The sequence below is a fragment of the Candidatus Methylacidiphilales bacterium genome, from assembly GCA_033875315.1.
Classification (GTDB): domain Bacteria; phylum Verrucomicrobiota; class Verrucomicrobiia; order Methylacidiphilales; family CAZTYG01; genus JANRJG01.
This window is the reverse complement of sequence record JANRJG010000009.1, coordinates 139172-158674: the sequence shown is the minus strand read 5'-3', so window position 1 is coordinate 158674 and position 19503 is coordinate 139172. Positions and strand designations below refer to the sequence as shown.

Here is a 19503-nt window from a genome sequence, read left to right as displayed (position 1 = left end):
TATTAGCCCTATGAGGCTTGACTTTTTGTGAATACTTTGTATTGTGATATTAGTGATGCTTGACTACACAGGTAGTCAGAAGTGGTTCAAAAACAAATTTCATGAAGAGGTGTAGGCAATTTATGAATTGGCGAAAGTCCCAAGGATTCACTCTGATCGAGCTTTTAATCGTGGTATCGATCATGGCGCTGCTGGTCAGTCTGGCCGTTCCTGCCCTGAGTTCTCTCTCCAAGAGCAGCGGTTTTAGCCAGTCGATCAGCAACCTGACCGCCCAACTCGATGATGCCCGGTCGTTGGCCATGGCCAACAATACCTATGTCTATGTCGGTCTGAACACTGCCGGAACCGGGGGTGGGATACAGTTGACTTCGATGCTCTCCAAGTCCGCCGAGGACGACACCTCTGCGGCCAATCTATTGCCATTGGGAAAACCGGTAGTTCTGAACAGGGTCAGCATCAAAAATTCCGTTTCTGTCACAGGGGCGGCCTCAGGTGGTGACGTGCTGGATGCCGCCACCAGCGGTACGGGTCGAATCCCCACACTCCAGCGTCAAGTTGCGGGCAGCCTGATGAATTACCCCTATGTGATCAAGTTCGCCCCTGATGGAAGCGCCTCAGCTTTGGTCGACGGACTCTCCCGTTGGATTCAGATCGGGCTGGCCCCCGCTTACTCCAACAGTTCGAACACCAATGTGGCTGTGATTCAGATCAGTGGCTTGACCGGAAATGTCCAAGTCTTCCGCTGATCGCCCAGGTTCAAGACCATGGTTCAGCGAATCGACAATCGTTGTTTGATGGCGTGGATTCGGGACGGCTCGGGTTCTTCACCCGGGTTTTCTCTCATTGAGGTCACGCTGGCTCTGGGTATTACTGCTTTTGCCTTGGTCCTTTTGGTCGGTTTGTTGCCCGTCGGACTGCAATCGAACAAAGAATCCAGGGAGGAAAGCATTGCCGTCAACCTAGTCAACGCCCTGATCGCCGACTTGAGGTTGTCCCCGCAGACGGCCAAGACCGTACTCTATCAAATGCCAGCGGTGAATGACAGTGCGTCCGTGACCGCGGGTGCGCAAACCGCCGCGAGTGCCACTTTGCTTCTAGGGGAAAATTTGGAAACGCTCACCCCGCCGACGAACCCTCTCGGGAGATACAAGGTGGAAGTCACCCGTCAGGCCTGGGCAGTCGGGGCGGGTGATCCGGTCTTTTATCACATCCGGATCTCTTCTCCTTTCAAAGTGGCAGCGACAGCCCCCTTGAGGTCGGTTGAGACCGTGGTGGCCATTCCCCGGAATTGAAAATGAAACACCGGGGCCCTTCCAAAATCCCTCGCACACTGGAGCGTGCGTTTACGATGATTGAGTTGATGGCGGCCATGGCCGTTTTCGCCATCTTAGGGGTCATCATTGCCCAGGCCCTCCAAGCCACCTCGAGTGCCCTGGCCCAGAGCAACAAGGACTTGGACGCCCATGCGGAAATGCGGCAGGCACTCGACCGGATCGGGATGGATTTGAGTGCGCGTCTGAGACGTGAGGATGTTTCGCTCTATTTTCAAAAAGTATCCGGAAAGCAGAATGACTCCTTTTCTTTTTACAGTTCGGTCCCTTCCACCCTTGCGGTTTCCTCGGGTCCGAGGGGGATCTCGCAGCTTTTCTACCGGGTGGGGGATCCGACCAGCAGCAACCCCTACCGTCTGTTGCGCTGTTCGCAGGGAACAACTTGGTCGTCGGCTGGAGGAACCGGGCTTGTGTTCATCGAGCCGACCGCCCTGTTGGCAGCGCCCGTGCAACCGATGGATGCCAGTTTCGATCTGCTGTCGGCGGCCATCTTCCGTATGGAAATTTCCTATCTTTCGGCCAAGGACACGACGCCGGGAACGATCCTCACCTCTTTTCCCGCCACTGGGAGGGATTGGAAAGAAAAAGTGGGCACCCTTTGCATCACCATGGCCGCGCTCGATGGTGAATCACGCAAACTGCTCAATAACCCGTCGGTGCAACTGGCCGATCTGGAAAAACAATTTCCAGATGCGGCGGACAATACTTCAACTTTGTCTGTTTGGGCTGCCAAGATCAATGACGTCGCGGCCCTGAATTCTGCCACATCCATCCCGATCAAAGCAGTGGGACGCATCCGGGTGATGGAACGGAGATTTTCCCTATACTAACATGAAAATCATTCCATCCATTTTCCGCCCCTGGGATAGTGTTCGACAGAGAGGGGCGGCCTTGATCCTGACGCTGGCTGCGTTGGTGTTGATGAGCATTCTGGTTTTGGCCTTTCTATCCAAGGCCACACTCGGCCGCCGGATCGCCTTTTCCAGCGCCGGCCAAGCCAGGGCCGAATGGCTGGCCCAGACTTCATTGCAGACTCTTGTGAGCGACCTGAAAAAAGAGATCGTAGCCGGTTCGGAAGTCGACACTCAAAGCAACGTCAACATGTACCTGCCAAAATCCAACCGGCATCTGATGCCCTCCAAAGTAGGAGCCAGTTCCCATGTCAATTTGGTCAAAATCAGCAAAGCGGGTGTTCCTTTATGGTCTGGAACGGGATACAACTCCACGATCAGCAGCCCCGTAAGGGCTTTGTCCGGATGCAGCGCCTCTGCTCCTTCCAACAACGGCCGTTCAATTGCGGCCAATCGCTGGAATAAATCTTACTTGCTGGGGGATTCGTCCGTGCCGCCCGATTGGGAGAGTCCTGACTGGGTTCTCATCACCCGGCAGGGTCCGGTGGATACGGCGAATGGAACCGCTCCCACATTGGCCCAGCTGACGGATGCGGCTCCGACAAATCCATTATTTGCCATCGGACGCTATGCCTACGCAATCCATGATGAGGGGGGATTGCTGGACATCAATGTGGCCGGCAACCGGTTGTCGCCCGGTGATAACTCACGGAGGGGGCGAATGACCGGGGCGGACCTCTCGCGGATTCCCGGCTTTACGGCTTCCCTGTCCAAGATCAACGAATTTCTTCAATGGCGCAGTCCGTCGGCATCTGCGAATCCTGTCTGGCTCTATGCCACGCCAACCAATACGTTCCTCAATCCCTACCCCAATGATCAGATTTTCACCAGTCGCCAGGATTTGATCAATTACCAGAAAGCCAACACTGATGTATTGAGTGCTGCCGCTTTACAATATCTGGGCACTTTCAGTCGTGAAAAAAACGCCCCCACTTATGCGCCACCCGTTTTGGGCAGCGTGGAACGTCCGAGAATCCAATTTTCCAACTCTACACTTCCCTCGGACTTCTGGAACCTTATCACCACTTACTCCTCCTATGTGGGAAATCCTTACACCTACAACACAACCAATAATGAAAATAATTTCAATCCAGATTTCAACAAGGTGAGGAAAAGCACCGGAGGCAAACCGGTTATGACCAAGCGATTTCCCCTCAGCACACTGGTTTGGCTGACATCAGACGGGCCGAGTGCCAGCCTGGGACCGGCAGACGCACGTTACAACGGAAATGGAACCGCAACCAATATCAAGAAGTACTATGGTTTGGTCTGGGTGCCCGCCAGCGGTTCTTGGAATTACACTTCGCCGGATGAGACTTCTGTAGTTTCTAATATCAAATATCTCAAGGATGTCCCTTCGACACGTGATCCCGATTTCTTTGAAACCCTTCAGGCGGCCATCAACATTGGATCTTTGGGCAGAGATTCCGGCCGGGCATGGTATTATTGGCAGGATTATGAGCCGGGTTCGGCCAGCTACAACCGGGCCTATTCTTTTAATACTTACTTTCAGATCATGCAAATCGGGGCCAACATCATCGACCAATCGGACCCGGATAGTTTTCCAACTGGAATTAATTTCAACAACCAAACCATGGTTGGTGGTTCGGAAAACCTGCCTTATCCCGTGCGGGTTTATTATACACTGAGCCATGACACGGCCAACAGAACAGTTTACGGCTGGTATAATTTCGAATTATGGAATCCCTACCAGAACATCAACCAAACTGCGGATTCCTCATGGATACCCGATAAGATCAAGATCACTGGCTCAGGAAGCGCCAATATCTTGGTCTACCGTTGGTTTGGACCGCAAATTGGTTCGCAGCCCGGCACGGGCACGGATTTGAGCACGTGCGGACAGTTGGAAGTCAATTTGAGTCCAGGAGGATTTTCCGGGGCCACCCTCCTCAATACAACGAATACATCAACCAACAATGGATTGAATTATCATGCCACTTCGCCGCCTCTGGCGGGCACCCAGGGTATCGGAATAAACGTGGGAAAAACGATCTACGACGCCAGTGGCGGGCCACTGGGTTATGCCAATTTGCAACCGTACTCCCAAGGTGTTTCATTTCAATTTTATTATAAGAAAGACGGGGTTTATCGTTCCTATCCCTTCCACACCTTTAGCAACATATATGCCCAACAAAAAGAGAACGTGAATGCCAATGGCACTTATTTTTATTACCTGCGCGTAGATCCCCGCACCGATCGATTTGGAACCAGCATGAACGTGCTTAACGTCGCTCAACCTGATGGAAGTTGGGGTTACCATACCAATTTGGGCAATCTCTTTGTCGATAATTATGCAGCCACGGGCTATGTCGGAGATCAACTCCGGGAAAACAGTTTCGATGCCACTGGAGTCAGCGGCTCGTCCCTATTCATTTACAACAACAATACCTCTGGAACAAATTCGATTAATGCCGCATTAAATTCCAATTATGCCACTCTTGCGGAGAACCGCGCAAGTGGTGACCCCGGGGGGCATTCGCGGGTGGCTTACCGTGATCCTGATGGAGTCATCCGCTGGGGGGATGCAGCTCTGGCTTCGAACGCCAACGGCCGGGCCTTGATCACCGGCAATAATGCAAGCAAGCCCATCATTCTCAACCGCCCATTCCGGAGCGTGGGGGAGTTGGGTTATGTATTCCGCGACCAGCCCTTCAAGAGCCTCGATTTCTTCTCACCCAGGAGTGCGGATGCGGCACTTTTGGATTGTTTCTCCATCGAAGATGGGGAATTGAGTGCTGGAAGATTCAATCTGAACACACGCCAAAAGCCCGTGGTCGAGGCTATTCTCGCGGGTGCCGCCTACAAGGATGACCAGAGTTCGTCAATCAGCGCTTCTCAAGCGGCGACACTGGCAGGCAAACTGGTGGATTTCACCCAAAGCTCGGCTTCTGGAAAAGGGCCTCTTCTGAACCGGTCCGAATTGGTGACCAAGCTTTGGAATGAAATCTCTCCCTCTGGCACTCAGGGAAACATCAAGACCGAAAGGGAGGGTGTGGTGCGCGCGCTGGCCGAATCCGGGACCACCCGAACTTGGAATTTGTTTATTGACCTCATTGTTCAATCGGGACGTTATCAATCAAAGGCCACGGATCTGGCGGCCGGGTTTGTGGTGGAAGGGGAAAAGCATTATTGGCTGCATGTGGCGATTGACCGGTTTACCGGGGAAATCATAGATCAACAAATTGAGGCTGTTTATGAGTAACTCATTCATTTTTCCGCTAGTTTTAGGTTGCTTGCTGTTCCAATTGCAAGGCCAGGTGGCTGGCGAAGTATTGCCTGAGATCCGACCCGTGCCGCCATTCGTCAAGCGGGCAGTTGATCCAAGCGCCTGGACCATCAAATGTCGGATGAAGCAACGCAGCCCGCAGTCGGCTGCCCAAACTGATGAAAAGAACGATCCCAACGGAAAGAAGTCCCAGCTGGTTCCTGTCAGCATCCGGGTGGTCAAATCCAACAAAATGTTAAATGAAACCACAATTTGGAATGATGAGAGCAAAAGCCAAACATGGGTGATCAATGGGGTGATGCTCTACCAAAAGCCGGGGAGTGATGCGATTTACATGGGTGAAACTTTCAAGGATGCGGAATTGCCCAATTATGCCGCCTCTGATTTCAAAGGGATTTCCTGGATCGACGCCGCCCACTTTGTGAAGGTGCAAAAGAGCGGAAAAGAGGACTGCTTTCTTTACGAGTGGACGGAGCGGGCACCTGATCCCACGATGATGCCGGAGGGAACGAAGTATTCCGATCTGGAAGCGATCGCACTCAAGTTCCGTCAAAAGCCCAAAGTTCCGACCAAAGTGTGGATTTCCGTCAAGACTGGGTTTCCGATTGCAGAAGAAAGCGAGCTGGGCGCGATGGAGTATGTTTACGATGAAGACCCGCCTGCTCCGCTGCAACTTTCCGGAGAATTTCTGAAGCTATGGAAAAAATATGAAAACCTCGGCAAGGCGCCGGATTATCGGATGCAAATACCCCGATGATCATGAATGCCTGAAGCTGTTTGCCTGAAATCTTGGGGGATTGTTTTTGAAAGTTTGGTGTTTGAATTTGACGGGATGTGCAAGACTTGCCCACATGGATGTTGTGGTCTGACATGTCCCATTGATGGTCTGCTTGAGTTAAATCTTGACAACTGTTTTACTGGGTTGCAGTCCATACGTTTGATGGCATATGAATAATCCTGAGAAAGCCTTGCAAGCGTTGCGCTATAGCCCCCAGCGCAACACCTCATCTTCTCTTCAGGAAGAAATATACCTGCATCTGATCCAGTTCATCCAATCGGGTAAAGTGGAGATTGGGGATTACCTGCCTTCCACGCGCGCCCTGGCCAAGCAGTTCGGTAAAAGTATCACACCCGTCAACCAAGCCCTGGCACGGCTAGAAAAAGAGGGGTTCGTCAAATGCATCCATGGTTCGGGTGTTCGGGTTAATGCCCGGACTAGCCAGGAATCTTCTGCCAAAATCAAACCGGTGGTCGAATTGATCACCACCCTGCGGGCCTTTCCCACCGTCAAAGAACCCTCCCTGAAATTCCAACACATTCTGCCCGCCGTGGAGGAGTGGTTGTTCTGGCGGCTCAGCGGCCAGCGGAGCATGCGCCTGACGGTATCCAACCTATCCGTGGATGACAATGCCGGGGAGTTCACCAGTCAGTTGCGGGATGCCTTGATCCTCCGCCCCAAGGTCCTCGTCTTCGCTTACCCGGAGGATTTTTCCGACGAAATCGCTGATTATTTGAAACGACTCCGTTCTGTTGGCACTTATGTGGTTTTTTTGGCGACCCGCCGTGATCTCCCGGAATTGGACCGGGTTTCACTCAATTTCGAAAGCGGCCAGTACCAGCTTACCCAGCATCTTTTGCGACAGGGGCACCGCTGTATCATCCGTTTGTGCACAAATGCCAACTACTTGTTTGAACAGCAGAAGCAGGCCGGGTTCATCCGGGCTTTGGGGGAATACGGCTTCCCGCAGGCCACCGCACAGGAATGGACCATCGAGTTGCCTCCGCTCAACGAATTCCACGGGAGCAATGAGAAAATTCTGGAAAAGACCCTGCGCTCCATCAAAGACCGGTTTCCGCTCACGGCCCTGATGGCTTACAATGACCCAGCCGTGGCCCCCCTCCGGTTGATTGCCCGGAAGCTGGATCTTCAGCCGTTGGAAATTGCGGGATTCGACGGGGACTGGAAAGAGTTACAGGACGAGATTTTGTCCAATCATGGTCCGGAAGCCCTGGAAGGGGGTGCTCCCCCGACCGTGGACACCCACCTGCCACAGGCGGCTGAGGCCCTGGCGGAGCTGGTTCTGGGGCGAGTGGCAAATGCACTTCCGGGAGGTCCCCAGAGACGGATGATTGAGCAGACGTTGGAACTGCCAAGTCATTGAATCCCCGTCCGGCAGCACCAGCAAAAAACGGAAGCGCTCTGATTTTCTGCAATACCCCCGTCCTGTCCAACCTGCTTTGCGCGACCTGTTACTCCGCGTCTTCGACGATGCTGGGGTCCGTAAGAATAGAGGGGGCGTTGCCCTCTGGATCGAATTTGGGAAGTTTGGTCGGGACGGTTTGAAACACGGGGATCAATAAACCGGCATTGTTGGGACGTTGTTTGTAACGCTTCTTCTCCTCAATGATGGTTAGAAATTGGGCGAATTGGCCGCCGGGAATTTCTCCGATGATGATTTCGATGGGATAACTTTTGCCGGCTCTCATGCGTATCCACTGCCCGGCCCTGATATTGCGCACAAGATCGCCGATTTTGAAAACACCGACATTTTCGCGGTAGGCTTCATTCAGGCCCGGGATGCCATAGACACTGCCGTTCAGTGCCAGGGCGTTGTCGAATCGCACCAGGAGAATGTCGTCGCCCACGCCGGCGAAACAAAAGGTGCCACTTTTGGGCGGCGTGTAAGTGCCTTTATAATGGATGAGCCAGCGATTGGGGGCGACCTTGCGTTCCACATCAAAAGCCTTGGGGGCCTCGTTTGCATCCATGATGGGGATAAACACCTGGGTGGTATTCAGGGTGTCTTTGGCCCGGAAAAATTTCAGGAGGAAGTTTTCATCCCACGTTTGGACAAAAGCGGCCACGTTGTTGGCGAACATGTTGTTTTTATCATCATGACTTCCCGGCGCGTTGAGGCCCATGTCGGTTTCATTTCCCTTCGGATCTTGTTTGAGGTCATAAAAGTGGCCTGTGAGGGTTTCATTCCCACCTGATCTTGAGCCAAAGAGGCTGGTGGGGACGCGTAGTCCTCCGGGGCCGACTCCTTTGCCTCCACCGCCCGTGCCTTGGCCTTTCTGGCCGGAACCCGACCCGTTGGACAATACAGACAAGTTGGTCATGGGTGCACCAATGGCGGGCGGTAGAGTGAATTGTTGATTGATGGCCGTGGAAACAAGGATGTCCGAGGGTGTGGCGGCGGCACCTTCATCCCCAGACGCTGGGGAACTGGAAATATCACTTGTTACCTGGGGGGAGTCAGGTGCCTCTTCAATGGCATCCACGGGTGGCAGGACAGTTTCATCCAGACCGTTGTTGATGGTTGTGCCGGTATCCAGGAAGGGAGTCCGGGGAATGATTTTTTCATAGATCACGTACCCTCCGACGGTGAGCAAAATTGAACCATGGATGGCAACGGAAAGGGCCAATGCACTCCAAGTGGTCTTTTGGATTTTTTCCGAAGTTTTCTGCTTCAGGGCGGAGGTTTTGGTGGGACGCGTGGGGCTCATGGGCAGGGATCTAATGAGGCGCTTCGTTTTTTCCAATTTACGTCGAATCGGACAGTCAAGAAAGGGATAAGATGTGAAAATATGGTATGAAGGGCGGATTTTGCATGAACCCACTCCAGTTTAGGGCTTGCTTTTGAACCACTTCGCACAGGGTGATCCTGCTTTGACCAGGACGGGAATGATTTCCAAAGGGGCGGCGACCAGGATGGTTCTGCCTCCCGGATGTTTTTGGCCGGTCCAAGCCTCCTGCCATTCGGTGCCTGCGGGCAGGTAGACGGTTCGTTGGAGGGCCCCGGCTTCAGTGACCGGCGCAATCATCAGGTCTGGACCGAACATGAAGGCGTCCTCGACATCATGAGCCTTGGGGTCGTGCTGGTGGTCGACAAAGACCGGCCTCATGAGGGGCATTCCTTTTTCGGCCCGTTTCATATGCCGGTGGATGTAGGGTCTCATTTTTTCCCGGAGGAAGAGCAGGGGACGGATGGCCTGGTAGGCTTTTTCGCCGAAAGACCAGACTTCATTCGGTCCACCTGCGGTGTGCGACGAGGGCAGGCGTGCTCCATGTAGCCGAAATATGGGGCAGAACACACCATACTGGAACCAGCGCACGATGAGTTCGCGGAACTCCGGGCTTTCGGGATCGCCGCCGTGAAAACCACCGATGTCGGTGGTCCACCAGGGAATGCCGCTCAGGGCCATGTTCAAACCGGCTTTGATCTGCTTTTGCAGGGAGTCGAATGTTGAAGAAATGTCACCAGACCAGACGGCCGCGCCATACCGCTGGCTGCCGGCCCAAGCCGATCGGCAAAGTGTGAGTATTTCCTTTTCGCCCGACGCTTTCAAACCGTCGTAAAAGGTTTGTGCATGGGCTAATGGGTACCAACTACCCACGGTTTCCCCATTGCCCAAGTGGTAGCGCAGGTTGTCGTGGTCGAAGGGGTTGAGTTCGGGTTCACAGGCATCCAGCCAAAAAACCCGGATTCCAGACTTGAGATAGTTTTCCCGGATGCGGTTCCAGAGAAACTTGCGGGCTTCGGGATGGGTGGCGTCGTAGTGATGGAGGTAGGCGCGGCCTTCTTGGGGGGTGTCGATGAAGTGGGTGACCACGGGCAGCCCCCGTTCGGTCCCGACCAGCAGCCCGTCCTTCTCCAATGCGGGAAAGTTTTCGCTCAGGGCATTGACGGTGGGCCAGACTGAGACCATGAGTTCGATGCCCAGGCCCCGCAGTTCGCGCACCATCGCTCCCGGGTCGGGCCAGTCCTTGGGATCAAATTTCCAGTCGCCCATGGCGGTCCAGTGAAAGTAATCCACGACGATGACCGAGAGAGGCAGTCCCCGGCGTTTGTGTTCGCGCGCCACAGATAGCAGTTCTTCCTGGTTTCGGTAGCGCAGTTTGCACTGCCAGAAGCCGCTGGCGTAGGTGGGGAAGGGGGGTGATCCGCCGGTGGCGGAGGCATAGTTTTTCAGAATACCGGCATAGGAAGGCTCGACCGTGATCCAAAGATCCAGTTCCGGTGAGGAGTGCGAGTTCCAGCGTGTGCCATTGCGTCCGAGGTCGACACGTCCTACCCCGGGTTGGTTCCAAAGGAAGCCGTACCCTCTGCTGGAGATCAGAAAGGGGATGTTGATCTCGGTGTTCCGCTGTTCCAGTGCCAGACTGCATCCTTTTTGGTTGAGAAACCCGTGGGGATGCTGGCCCAGGCCGTAAAATCGTTCGTCTTCGAATGCCTGGAAGGTGGTTTCCAAGTTGTATAGCCCGCCGGATTTCGAACGGTAAGCACGGGGTTTGTGTTCCTGCAAAAGCAGGTCAAGTGAGCGGGTGTTTTCCAGGCGCAACTGACCCTCAGCGGTGCAGACGACACGGATGGAGCCATGACGCCATGCCGCCTGGTTTGCATCGATGCGGATGATTGGAGCGGCCGACGAGGTGTTTTTTTGGGGCAGCAGCGCCCAATTGTTTCCCGAGAACGAGGCGTTGCGGGTGGCCCGGATGCGCACACTGTTGCGGCCCCAGGGTTCGATGAGGAGGGATTCGCCTTTGCGGCTCCAGAACAGGGAAGAATCCCGGGTTTGGAAAGGAGTGGCTGTTTTGGGTTTCACAAACGGAAGGGGAGGGTGGTCAACCCTTAACGGCTCCTTCCGTCAGTCCTCGGGTGAACAATTTCATGCTGAAGGAAAACAGGAAGATGACCGGCAAACTGGCAATGGCATAGCCGGCCATGAGTGGTCCCCAGAATTTGACATACTCGCCTGCCAAACGGAGCAACTGGACCATGACCGGGAGATTGGCGGAGTCGCGCATGACGATCAGGGGCATAATAAATTCGTTCCACTCGGAAATGAAATGCATGACCCCGACTGTTCCGAGGATCGGACCGCACAAGGGCAGCACCACATAACGCATTTGCTGGAAGTGCCCGGCCCCGTCGATTTCGGCGGCCTCAAAGAGGTCGCGGGGAATTTCGGAGACAAAGTTGCGCAGGACAAAAATGGCAAAGGCCTGGCCACCGGCGGAACCGACAAGAATCAGGGCAGTCATGGTATTGAGCAGGTTCAAGTCGGCGAGGAGGCGGAAGAGGGGAGCTAGGTTGGCGATGGCCGGCATCATCATCATGATCAGGAGAGCGTTCCAAAAAAAGGAGGACAGGGGCAGGCGGTTGCGGGCAAAGAAGTAGGCCGCGCCCAATCCGGCGAAAAGGGCAAGTCCGGTGCTGCTCAGCGCGATGTAGAGACTGTTGGCCACACTGGGCATGATCAGTTCGAAGGCAAACTGCCAGTTTTCCCAGTGCGCCGGGGAGGTGAGGGTGGCCGGAGCGGCATAGAACTGGCTGTTGTCCTTGATACTGACGACGAGCATCAGGTAAAGGGGCAGGAAGGCAAAAATCAAGATGCACCAGATGGCGGCGTGTTTGAATGAACGCAGGGGCAAGTCCATCGACAGCCTGGATTTGATTATTGGTTTGTTATTTAGCGCAGGCACTGGCTGAACATGGAGGAGTGTGCCATTGAACAAACCCATCCGTTGGATAAATCGGGCGAACACCCCCCAGGGCAGGGCCAGTCCGAGAAGACACAAGCCGGGAAGGAGTGAAAAACTGCTGGCGACGAGGAAGATTCCCAAGAGACCACAGAACCACGGGAGAATGGAGTGGAACCGCCCCCGGAGGGAAGGTTCCTGCAGGGCGAATTCACTGATCTTTTGCAGCATCATGACCACCAAGGTGAGGATGATCCCAACCGCGCAGGCCGCGCCCATTTCCTGGCCCACGAAAGCCTTGCGGAGCATGAAGAGCGCCGGGACGGTGACGACCCCGCCAGGGCCGCCTTCCAGCCCCGCCAGGGCCAGGATCATGCCGGCATCCTTGATAGTTCCAATGATGACAAAAACCAGCATGAGGTAGATCGAACCCATCATCAGGGGCAATTCGATCTGGGTGAACTTGTTCCACCAATTGGTGCCATCGATTTCACCGGCCTCATAGAGCTCTTTGGGAATGTTCTGCAACTTCGCCAGATGGGTGAGGACGGCGAAGGAACCCACCCATGGAAATCCCCAGACGATACAGGCTGTGAGGATGAGTCTGGGGTCGCCCAACCAGGCGGGCTTGGCGCCTTGGACAAAGATACCGCCCCATGCCAGCCATTGGTCCAGACGGCATAGCAGGGTGAAAAGACCGGTGATATTGAGGAATTGGTTGAGATACCCGGAGATGGCCTCGAAGAAAAAAGATCTCCAAATGAGAGCCACCACCAGAGTGGGAATGACCATTGGGATGACGAAAAGCAGGCGATAGACGAATTGCCATTTCGTGCTGCGGCATCGATGGATCCAGACGGCCACGGCAATTGCCGGAATCATTTTGGCGACATTCCACAAGCCCAAAGTCAGGGCCACATTGAAAGACTGCCAAAAGGCCGTCGATCCGAGTAGATCCGTGTAGTTGGCTAGTCCCACGAATTCGGAGATATCGGAGCCGTTCCAACGGTAAAAACTGTGGAAAATGCCGCTGGCTGCCGGGTAGTACTGGAAGAGGGCCACCAGTATGAATGTGGGAAGACCCAGGAAATAGATTTCCCAGTGGTGATGGACCTGTCTCCAGGGAATTTGACGGCTCATGAATTTCCGCCCTTCGGTGCCTTGTAGAATTGAGAGCGGATCTTTTCCAGGGCCTCAGGTTGGTATCGATAGGGGTAAATCGGAGGATGTTCAGCGTCCTTGCCGGAGAGTGCCTGAATTTTGCGCAGGTAAACTTCGGCACCGATCAGGCGGTCGGTGAGGATCTTGCGATAACGGATCCAATCCCTGCTGTCCTGTGGTTGGGAGCCGGCCAGGGCTCTCTGTCCGACGAGCATTTGGACGTCGCGTGCATAACCCCGACGGGCATTGCGCAAAAACTCCTGCAGGTCCGCCGCTCCGGCTTTTTGGTAAAAATCCCCGTATTGATTGGACAATTCCTCGGAAGAAATCTGATTGACTTGATAGAGGGCGATCATTTGTAACCAGCGGATGGCGGTTTCAGGCCCAAGTGAAGGGTCGAATGCGGCAATGACCCCGTTGAGGTTCGGGTTGAAAGCCTGCAATTCGGGGGTGGACTCCGCGCCTTTGATGATCGGGATCCAGCCAAAACGGGCATTGATCTTCTCGTTCTGTTTCCGGCTGGCCATGAACAGCAGGAAATCGAGAGCGGTATCGGCATGTTTCGATCCCCGCGTGATCCCGAATTGGGCCTGGCCGTCCACCAGTTCGTAACGGGGTCCCTCGATGACGGAGCCGAATTCTGGATCGCTTTTGTCGGGGTAGGGAAAATTGGCCACACCGATTTCAAATTTTCCTTCGGCCTGGGTCTTCAGGCTCATGACTTCGTAGGACCCAGTGGGGATGAATACCGCCCGTTCCTGGGCAAAGAGAAAAAGGGCTTCGTCACGGGAAAGCCCGGTGTAGCCGGTTTGGAAATACGCGGTCACTTCGTGAATCAATCCGAGCATGGCCTGGTAAGCGGGATGCTTCATGGACAAGCGTCCCAGTTGGAAGCCAAGGTACATCTCCTCCTTGGAAAGTCTCCCATCACGGTTGAGATCGTTGTCGACCATCGCCATCGAGGTGATGGGCTCAAACATGGATTCCCTCCAGCGGCCGTAATGCCAGGCCGAACCGGCGATGGGGATGTAGGGATCGCCTTTGCCTGGCCCGGAGGGAATGGTCTGGGACCGGATCAAAGCACAGGTTTTGAGGAATTCACGGTAGTTTGAGGGTGGGGTGGATCGTCCGGTCAGTTTTTCCAGAAGCGTACGGTTGTAGAAGATGCGGACCCCGATCAGCGAAAGCGGGATGTTCATGAACTCCTGGGTTTCACCCACATAGGAGCTGCGAAGGCCGTCCTTGAATGTGTTGACCAGGGGGACTTTTTCGAGATCGGTGCCGGAATTGTAGGGATTGGGTCTGCCCACCGCCTGGCTTATGGGAAGGAAGTAGCGAACATAGAAACTGGTGACGAGGTTTGGCTCCATGTTGCCAATTTCCAGGATATCGGAGGCGGTGCCCCCCATCAGCTGGGTGCTGACCCACTGTTTCCAGGTCGATTCGGGAATGGCTTCCTGCACAATATGCACGTGGGGATGAATTTTTTGGTATTCGCGCGCGGCATAATCGATGCCTTCACGAAATCCGCTTTCCAACTGCCAATGTCCGATGCGAATAGTGGTGAGTCCCGGGTTTCCGTCCTCCCGGGTACGGGTGTGGACGACCAAGACACAGGCGGCATAGGTCACCAGAAGTACAAACAAGGCCAGGCTTCCCTTGGCTTGGAGTATTTTCATCTCAAGCTCCCCAATGGCTGGGATTCTGGAATGGCTCGGCCCAGTTTCAGGTCCGATTCCACACGGTCCATCCGGGAGAGGGCCTCACGGGCTCGGAATACCAACAAGTCCGAGGGATATTCGGCCAGCAATTTGTTGTAAAACCGGCGGGCTACGGGGAAATTTCCGACATCAAACTCTGCTGTCACGGCAATTGTCCAATAGATCCAGACGTATTGCTCGTTGGGATTGAGTTTGTCGATGTCCTGAAATTCCAAAGCGTGGAGGAGCGAGGTGAGTTTTTCCTCATAACGGCGCAGCGAGTCATACAGCCGGGCCATCGCGCCATAAACGGCACCCTTGTATCCGCTCTCTGGGTGGGTGGTCAAAAAATCCTGGTACTCCTTGATGAGATTCAGAAGTTTACCGCGGTCGGCTTGGATTTCTTCCAAGGCCATGGCCTGCAAGAGCGCCTCTTCCGCGGCAGAGGTGCCGGGGTATTTCAGCGCAACCTGGCGGTAGTTTTTGGCGAGTGAAACGTAGTCGAGGGGCTGGTCTGCCCGGGTCAGGTGCATGATGCGAACTAAGTCGAGGGATGCCCATGAGGCGGCCTGACTTCCAGGGGCCAGTTTGACAATCTTCAGGTAGAGCTTCTCGGCACGCCGGGGATCCCGTTTATCTTGGCGGGTATTCCAGAGAGAGGCCTGCCCCATCAAGCTCTCCAAATACTCGGGCGAGTCAGCGGCAGACCGGGATTCGACTAGGTGGAATTTTTCCAAGGCACGTTCGAATTCCCCCAAGCGGAAGCATTCCCAACCCTCTTGAAGTATGGACAATGAAGTTTGGGGGGATTCTGAAACTTGAGAGCAACCAACAAGTGTGTACGCCATGGCCGACAAGGCCCAAACGCCGAGACTCGGATCGAATCGTTTTACTATGGATAGCAAAAGGGCGAGCATTGTAATCTAGAAGGACATGACGGGGTGAATTTCAGATTTCAAATCACAGAAGCGACGCCTCAAGCGACCAACTGATACAACTGACGCACTATAAAAGAATTGATTTGCCGCAACAAGTAGAAACTAAAGGTGGTCATTTCTTGGGTTTTTATGGAATTTCATGAAGCTTCCTGCATTTCCAAGGGAAAAGTATCCGGTCAGGTAGGAATACGGTCAAACTGATACATGTGTTGCAATGAAAGAAATGAGATGGTAAGAATCGAGGCTGTTGGTTTGATGGTAGTATAGCAAACGAGAAGAAGGTGCTTTGTGGTAAAATTCTCAGACACGAGGGGCATCCGCAGCATCTTCCACCTTGATCATGAAAAAGACACCTCTTCTTGTTCCCAAACCTGAATCACGCATCGCCCGCTTTGAAAAATTGGCCTATGGCATGTTCATTCATTGGGGGCTGTATTCCCAATTGGGGGAGGGAGAGTGGGTGATGCTGCACCAGCGCATTCCTGCCTCAAAATACAACCGTCTCCAGAAAACGTTCACAGCGAAAGAATTTGACGCGCGTCGTTGGGCCCGGCTGGCCAGAGAGGCCGGAATGCGCTACATGACCTTAACCACGCGCCATCACGAGGGTTTTTCTCTCTACGACACGCGCGGACTGTCTACCTTCGACGCCCCACACTCTCCGGCGCGGCGTGACTTGGTGTTGGAATTCGTCGAAGCCTGCCGGGCGGAGAAATTGGTTCCATTTCTTTATCACACCACGATTGACTGGCAGTGGTGGGCGAAATCATCCTGGAAGCCGGAGCCTGACGGGGGTGCGGATTTCCCGCGGTACTTGGATTATCTCCATGCTTCGGTTGAGATCCTTTGCCGGCACTACGGTGAGATCGGGGGTTTCTGGTTTGATGGAAACTGGGCGTACAAAGCGGCGGATTGGAAAGAAGACCGACTTTATGCCCTCATCCGCAAACACCAACCGCAGGCCCTGATCATCAACAACACCGGGATTGGTGCCGAGGGGGCATTGGGCCACCCCGAGATCGACAGCACCACATTCGAGCAGGGTTTGCCCACCATGCCCGACCGGTCGGGTTGGAAAAAGTACATTGCAGGTGAGATGTGCCAGACCATGAATGCGCATTGGGGTATAGGGAGCCGTGACCTGAACTACCTCTCTCCCGCCCAGATCATAGAGACCCTTTGTCTGTCGCGCAAAGTCGGAGCCAACTACCTGCTCAATGTCGGACCGACTGCCCAGGGGGGGGTTCCAGAATATGAGGCGGCCGCATTGCGACGGGTGGGCGATTGGCTCAAGTTGTTTGGGAGCTCTGTGCGTGAGGGCAAACCGGTGCCGGGGGTTCAATGCCAGGGAAAGGATTTTCTCTTGCGGGCGGGAAAGGACTTTTATTACTTTGCTTTCAATCTCCCCATCAAAGGCAATGAGCATGTGACGGTCGGCGGTGGATCGGGCGGATTGCGGGCGATCCGCGGGCTAAATCAGAAAATAGTCGCGGCCCGATGGTTGGACAGTGATGAATCGCTTTCGTGGACCCAGGACGTTGGCAAAGGGCTTTGTGCCGTGGATTGCACGGGATATCCATATGGAACTCAGCTTGTTGTCAGAGTGGCGCAACTGAGAACAGGCTGATCGGGGTGCTTAGAGCCATGAGTTCGCGGAATGGGCACTCTTCCTCTACACGACGCAGGATCGATGGCTGAGCCGTTGGATCAAGATCCCTCTTCGCAAAAAAAGGAGATGCAAAACCGGGTATTCACATGGTTCGACAAATCCATTACTCTATTTTTATCACTACTCCGGACTTTTGATTCGGAACCATCAATGCCGCACTGACCGCCCATCTGCCGGCCTATATTAAGGGCAAAACACACCGCAAAGAAAGACGCCATGGCCAAAGTCATTATTGAACATCTCTATAAGATATATCCCGGGGAGAAAAACCGTACGGAGAAAGTCGCCGTGGACGACGCCCACTTTGAAATCGAGGACCGTGAATTCATGGTTCTAGTGGGTCCTTCTGGTTGCGGCAAAACCACCACCCTGCGCATGATTGCCGGCCTGGAGGAAATCAGCAAAGGCCGCATTTTTATCGATGGCAAAGTCATCAATGACGTTCCGCCCAAGGACAGGGACATTGCCATGGTCTTCCAGAATTACGCACTTTATCCTCACATGTCGGTCTACAAAAACATGGCTTTCGGCTTGGAACTGCGCAAGACACCCCGTCCAGAGATCGAGCGCAGGGTGAGCGAGGCTGCCCGCATCCTTGGACTTTCTGAGCCTGACAATCTTCTAGAGCGCAAGCCCAAGGCGCTTTCCGGTGGCCAGCGGCAACGCGTGGCCCTCGGCCGGGCCATCGTTCGGCAGCCCAAGGCTTTCCTCTTCGACGAGCCCTTGTCCAACCTTGATGCCAAAATGCGTGTGGAGATGCGAACCGAAATTTCCAAACTCCACCGCACCTTGAGCAGCACCATGATCTACGTCACCCATGACCAGGTGGAGGCGATGACGATGGCTGACAGGATCGTGGTCATGAAAATGGGGAAGGTCCAGCAAATCGCGGAGCCGCTCACCATCTACAATGAGCCGGCCAATCTTTTTGTCGCCGGCTTCATCGGTAGTCCGGCTATGAATTTCATCCAGGGAACCATCACCCGAAACGGAGGATCGCTTTGCTTCCATGAACAAAAAAAGGCGGGCTCAGAAAGTGCCGCTCTTGCAATTGTCCTGGATGGGGAATTGGCACGCAAGTTGGCGACGCACGAAAACAAGCCGGTAGTGCTTGGTCTGCGCCCGGAGAATCTGGATTTGCTGGCCGAGGGCCAGGAGATCCCCCCTGTAGGGGCCTTTCAGGCCCAATTAGAGGTCATCGAACCCATGGGTCCGGAGACCTATTACAATTTCAATACCGGTTCGCACCCTGTCGTTGCCCGTTCCCGCCGGGCCATGGGCAAGGATGCTATTGGAAGGCGGCTCACTTTGGTCACCGACATGGAGAAGGCACGATTTTTTGACAAGGCGAGTGAGAAGGCCATCGTGTGATACCGACCCCCTTTTGAAATGGCGACAACGCGCCTTAAAACTCATCCGTAAATTGAGACGACCCTGCGTGTGTAGCTATCGGCTTTTATCTCGCAACGCATCATGAGTTTTCTATATAGGTTGAGACAGGATGTGACTCGTTCGACAACCCTGTGCCTGTTTTTACCCAGCTCCATAACCTTGGAGCTGTCTTTTGATAGATGCAGGAAGAAGCCCTTGGCCTCTGCCCAAGGTGCTAATAACTAACAATTGTAAGATTGCTAAGACATAAGGATTTTCAGGCAACTTTTTAGTCACCGATCAGTAAGACTTAATTCATCTGTAATGCGTTTGAACTGCTTTATAGAGCCCTCAATACCGTAAGTTTCTGCCTCGCGTTCTCCACGCACTTCGCGGTGTACTGCATTATCCGACTGGGAATGCCGCCTATCCTGGATGAATACACCCGCGTGCCACGTGTTGCGGGCCGGCCAGCCTTGAAAAGCCAGGATATGCCGGATTGGTTAGCCAAGGCCCCGGGCAACACGGTCCCTGTATTATCTGCGCTTGGACAGCGGCAGTGAGTTTATTGCCAATATCATTCAGGCATGGTTCAAACAAAACACCATCAAAACGATCAGCATTGATCCGGGCAGTCCCCGGCCGAACGGGATTGTGGAACGATTGCATGGCAAGTTCCGGACGAATGTCT

13 protein-coding genes are annotated in these 19503 nt (G+C 54.1%); 8 read left to right on the top strand and 5 right to left on the bottom strand.

Features of this window, described 5'->3' with window-relative positions:
- Nucleotides 1–101: 101 nt before the first annotated feature.
- From SFU85_03385 to SFU85_03360, 6 genes are all read left to right on the top strand, one after another.
- Entirely contained in the window at nucleotides 102–746 is a 645-nt protein-coding gene (locus tag SFU85_03385) for a prepilin-type N-terminal cleavage/methylation domain-containing protein (protein MDX6765812.1), read from the top strand.
- Between the two features lie 48 nt (nucleotides 747–794).
- A complete protein-coding gene (locus tag SFU85_03380) occupies nucleotides 795–1292 on the top strand; it encodes a hypothetical protein (protein MDX6765811.1) in 498 nt (165 codons plus the stop codon).
- 2 nt (nucleotides 1293–1294) lie between these two features.
- A complete protein-coding gene (locus SFU85_03375) occupies nucleotides 1295–2161 on the top strand; it encodes a prepilin-type N-terminal cleavage/methylation domain-containing protein (GenBank protein ID MDX6765810.1) in 867 nt (288 codons plus the stop codon).
- Nucleotide 2162: 1 nt separating this feature from the next.
- The gene (locus SFU85_03370; GenBank protein ID MDX6765809.1) at nucleotides 2163–5465 is read left to right on the top strand and encodes a hypothetical protein; all 3303 of its coding nucleotides are present in this window, start codon (nucleotides 2163–2165) and stop codon (nucleotides 5463–5465) included.
- Nucleotides 5466–5496: 31 nt separating this feature from the next.
- A complete protein-coding gene (locus tag SFU85_03365; GenBank protein MDX6765808.1) occupies nucleotides 5497–6246 on the top strand; it encodes a hypothetical protein in 750 nt (249 codons plus the stop codon).
- 190 nt (nucleotides 6247–6436) lie between these two features.
- Nucleotides 6437–7651 carry a GntR family transcriptional regulator gene (locus SFU85_03360; GenBank protein ID MDX6765807.1) on the top strand — a complete coding sequence of 405 codons (1215 nt, stop codon included), beginning with the start codon at nucleotides 6437–6439 and terminating at the stop codon, nucleotides 7649–7651.
- 88 nt (nucleotides 7652–7739) lie between these two features.
- Here the strand turns inward: SFU85_03360 and SFU85_03355 are convergent, their stop codons facing one another.
- From SFU85_03355 to SFU85_03335, 5 genes are all read right to left on the bottom strand, one after another.
- Entirely contained in the window at nucleotides 7740–8996 is a 1257-nt protein-coding gene (locus tag SFU85_03355; GenBank protein ID MDX6765806.1) for a hypothetical protein, read from the bottom strand.
- Nucleotides 8997–9116: 120 nt separating this feature from the next.
- Nucleotides 9117–11096, bottom strand: coding sequence for a glycoside hydrolase family 31 protein (locus tag SFU85_03350; GenBank protein MDX6765805.1), 1980 nt, complete (start codon nucleotides 11094–11096; stop codon nucleotides 9117–9119).
- Between the two features lie 19 nt (nucleotides 11097–11115).
- Nucleotides 11116–13113 carry an ABC transporter permease subunit gene (locus tag SFU85_03345; GenBank protein MDX6765804.1) on the bottom strand — a complete coding sequence of 666 codons (1998 nt, stop codon included), beginning with the start codon at nucleotides 13111–13113 and terminating at the stop codon, nucleotides 11116–11118.
- Complete coding sequence (locus tag SFU85_03340) at nucleotides 13110–14813, bottom strand: extracellular solute-binding protein (GenBank protein ID MDX6765803.1); 1704 nt, start codon at nucleotides 14811–14813, stop codon at nucleotides 13110–13112. The genes SFU85_03345 and SFU85_03340 overlap by 4 nt, the downstream gene beginning before the upstream one ends.
- Nucleotides 14810–15628, bottom strand: coding sequence for a hypothetical protein (locus SFU85_03335; GenBank protein ID MDX6765802.1), 819 nt, complete (start codon nucleotides 15626–15628; stop codon nucleotides 14810–14812). The genes SFU85_03340 and SFU85_03335 overlap by 4 nt, the downstream gene beginning before the upstream one ends.
- Nucleotides 15629–16112: 484 nt before the next feature.
- Here SFU85_03335 and SFU85_03330 point away from each other — a divergent pair, with 484 nt between their 5' ends.
- Together SFU85_03330 and SFU85_03325 are read left to right on the top strand one after the other, a co-directional pair.
- Nucleotides 16113–17399 (top strand): alpha-L-fucosidase, encoded by a 1287-nt coding sequence (locus SFU85_03330; protein MDX6765801.1) that lies wholly within the window; start codon nucleotides 16113–16115, stop codon nucleotides 17397–17399.
- Nucleotides 17400–17657: 258 nt separating this feature from the next.
- The gene (locus SFU85_03325) at nucleotides 17658–18812 is read left to right on the top strand and encodes an ABC transporter ATP-binding protein (GenBank protein ID MDX6765800.1); all 1155 of its coding nucleotides are present in this window, start codon (nucleotides 17658–17660) and stop codon (nucleotides 18810–18812) included.
- The last annotated feature ends 691 nt before the right edge of the window (nucleotides 18813–19503 follow it).

Bases quoted from the DNA above. Each gene is read 5' to 3' on its own strand.
- SFU85_03385 (MDX6765812.1), top strand. From the start codon at position 102: ATGAAGAGGTGTAGGCAATTTATGAATTGGCGAAAGTCCCAAGGATTC.
- SFU85_03380 (MDX6765811.1), top strand. From the start codon at position 795: ATGGCGTGGATTCGGGACGGCTCGGGTTCTTCACCCGGGTTTTCTCTC.
- SFU85_03375 (MDX6765810.1), top strand. From the start codon at position 1,295: ATGAAACACCGGGGCCCTTCCAAAATCCCTCGCACACTGGAGCGTGCG.
- SFU85_03370 (MDX6765809.1), top strand. From the start codon at position 2,163: ATGAAAATCATTCCATCCATTTTCCGCCCCTGGGATAGTGTTCGACAG.
- SFU85_03360 (MDX6765807.1), top strand. From the start codon at position 6,437: ATGAATAATCCTGAGAAAGCCTTGCAAGCGTTGCGCTATAGCCCCCAG.
- SFU85_03355 (MDX6765806.1), bottom strand. From the start codon at position 8,996: ATGAGCCCCACGCGTCCCACCAAAACCTCCGCCCTGAAGCAGAAAACT.
- SFU85_03345 (MDX6765804.1), bottom strand. From the start codon at position 13,113: ATGAGCCGTCAAATTCCCTGGAGACAGGTCCATCACCACTGGGAAATC.
- SFU85_03340 (MDX6765803.1), bottom strand. From the start codon at position 14,813: ATGAAAATACTCCAAGCCAAGGGAAGCCTGGCCTTGTTTGTACTTCTG.
- SFU85_03330 (MDX6765801.1), top strand. From the start codon at position 16,113: ATGAAAAAGACACCTCTTCTTGTTCCCAAACCTGAATCACGCATCGCC.
- SFU85_03325 (MDX6765800.1), top strand. From the start codon at position 17,658: ATGGCCAAAGTCATTATTGAACATCTCTATAAGATATATCCCGGGGAG.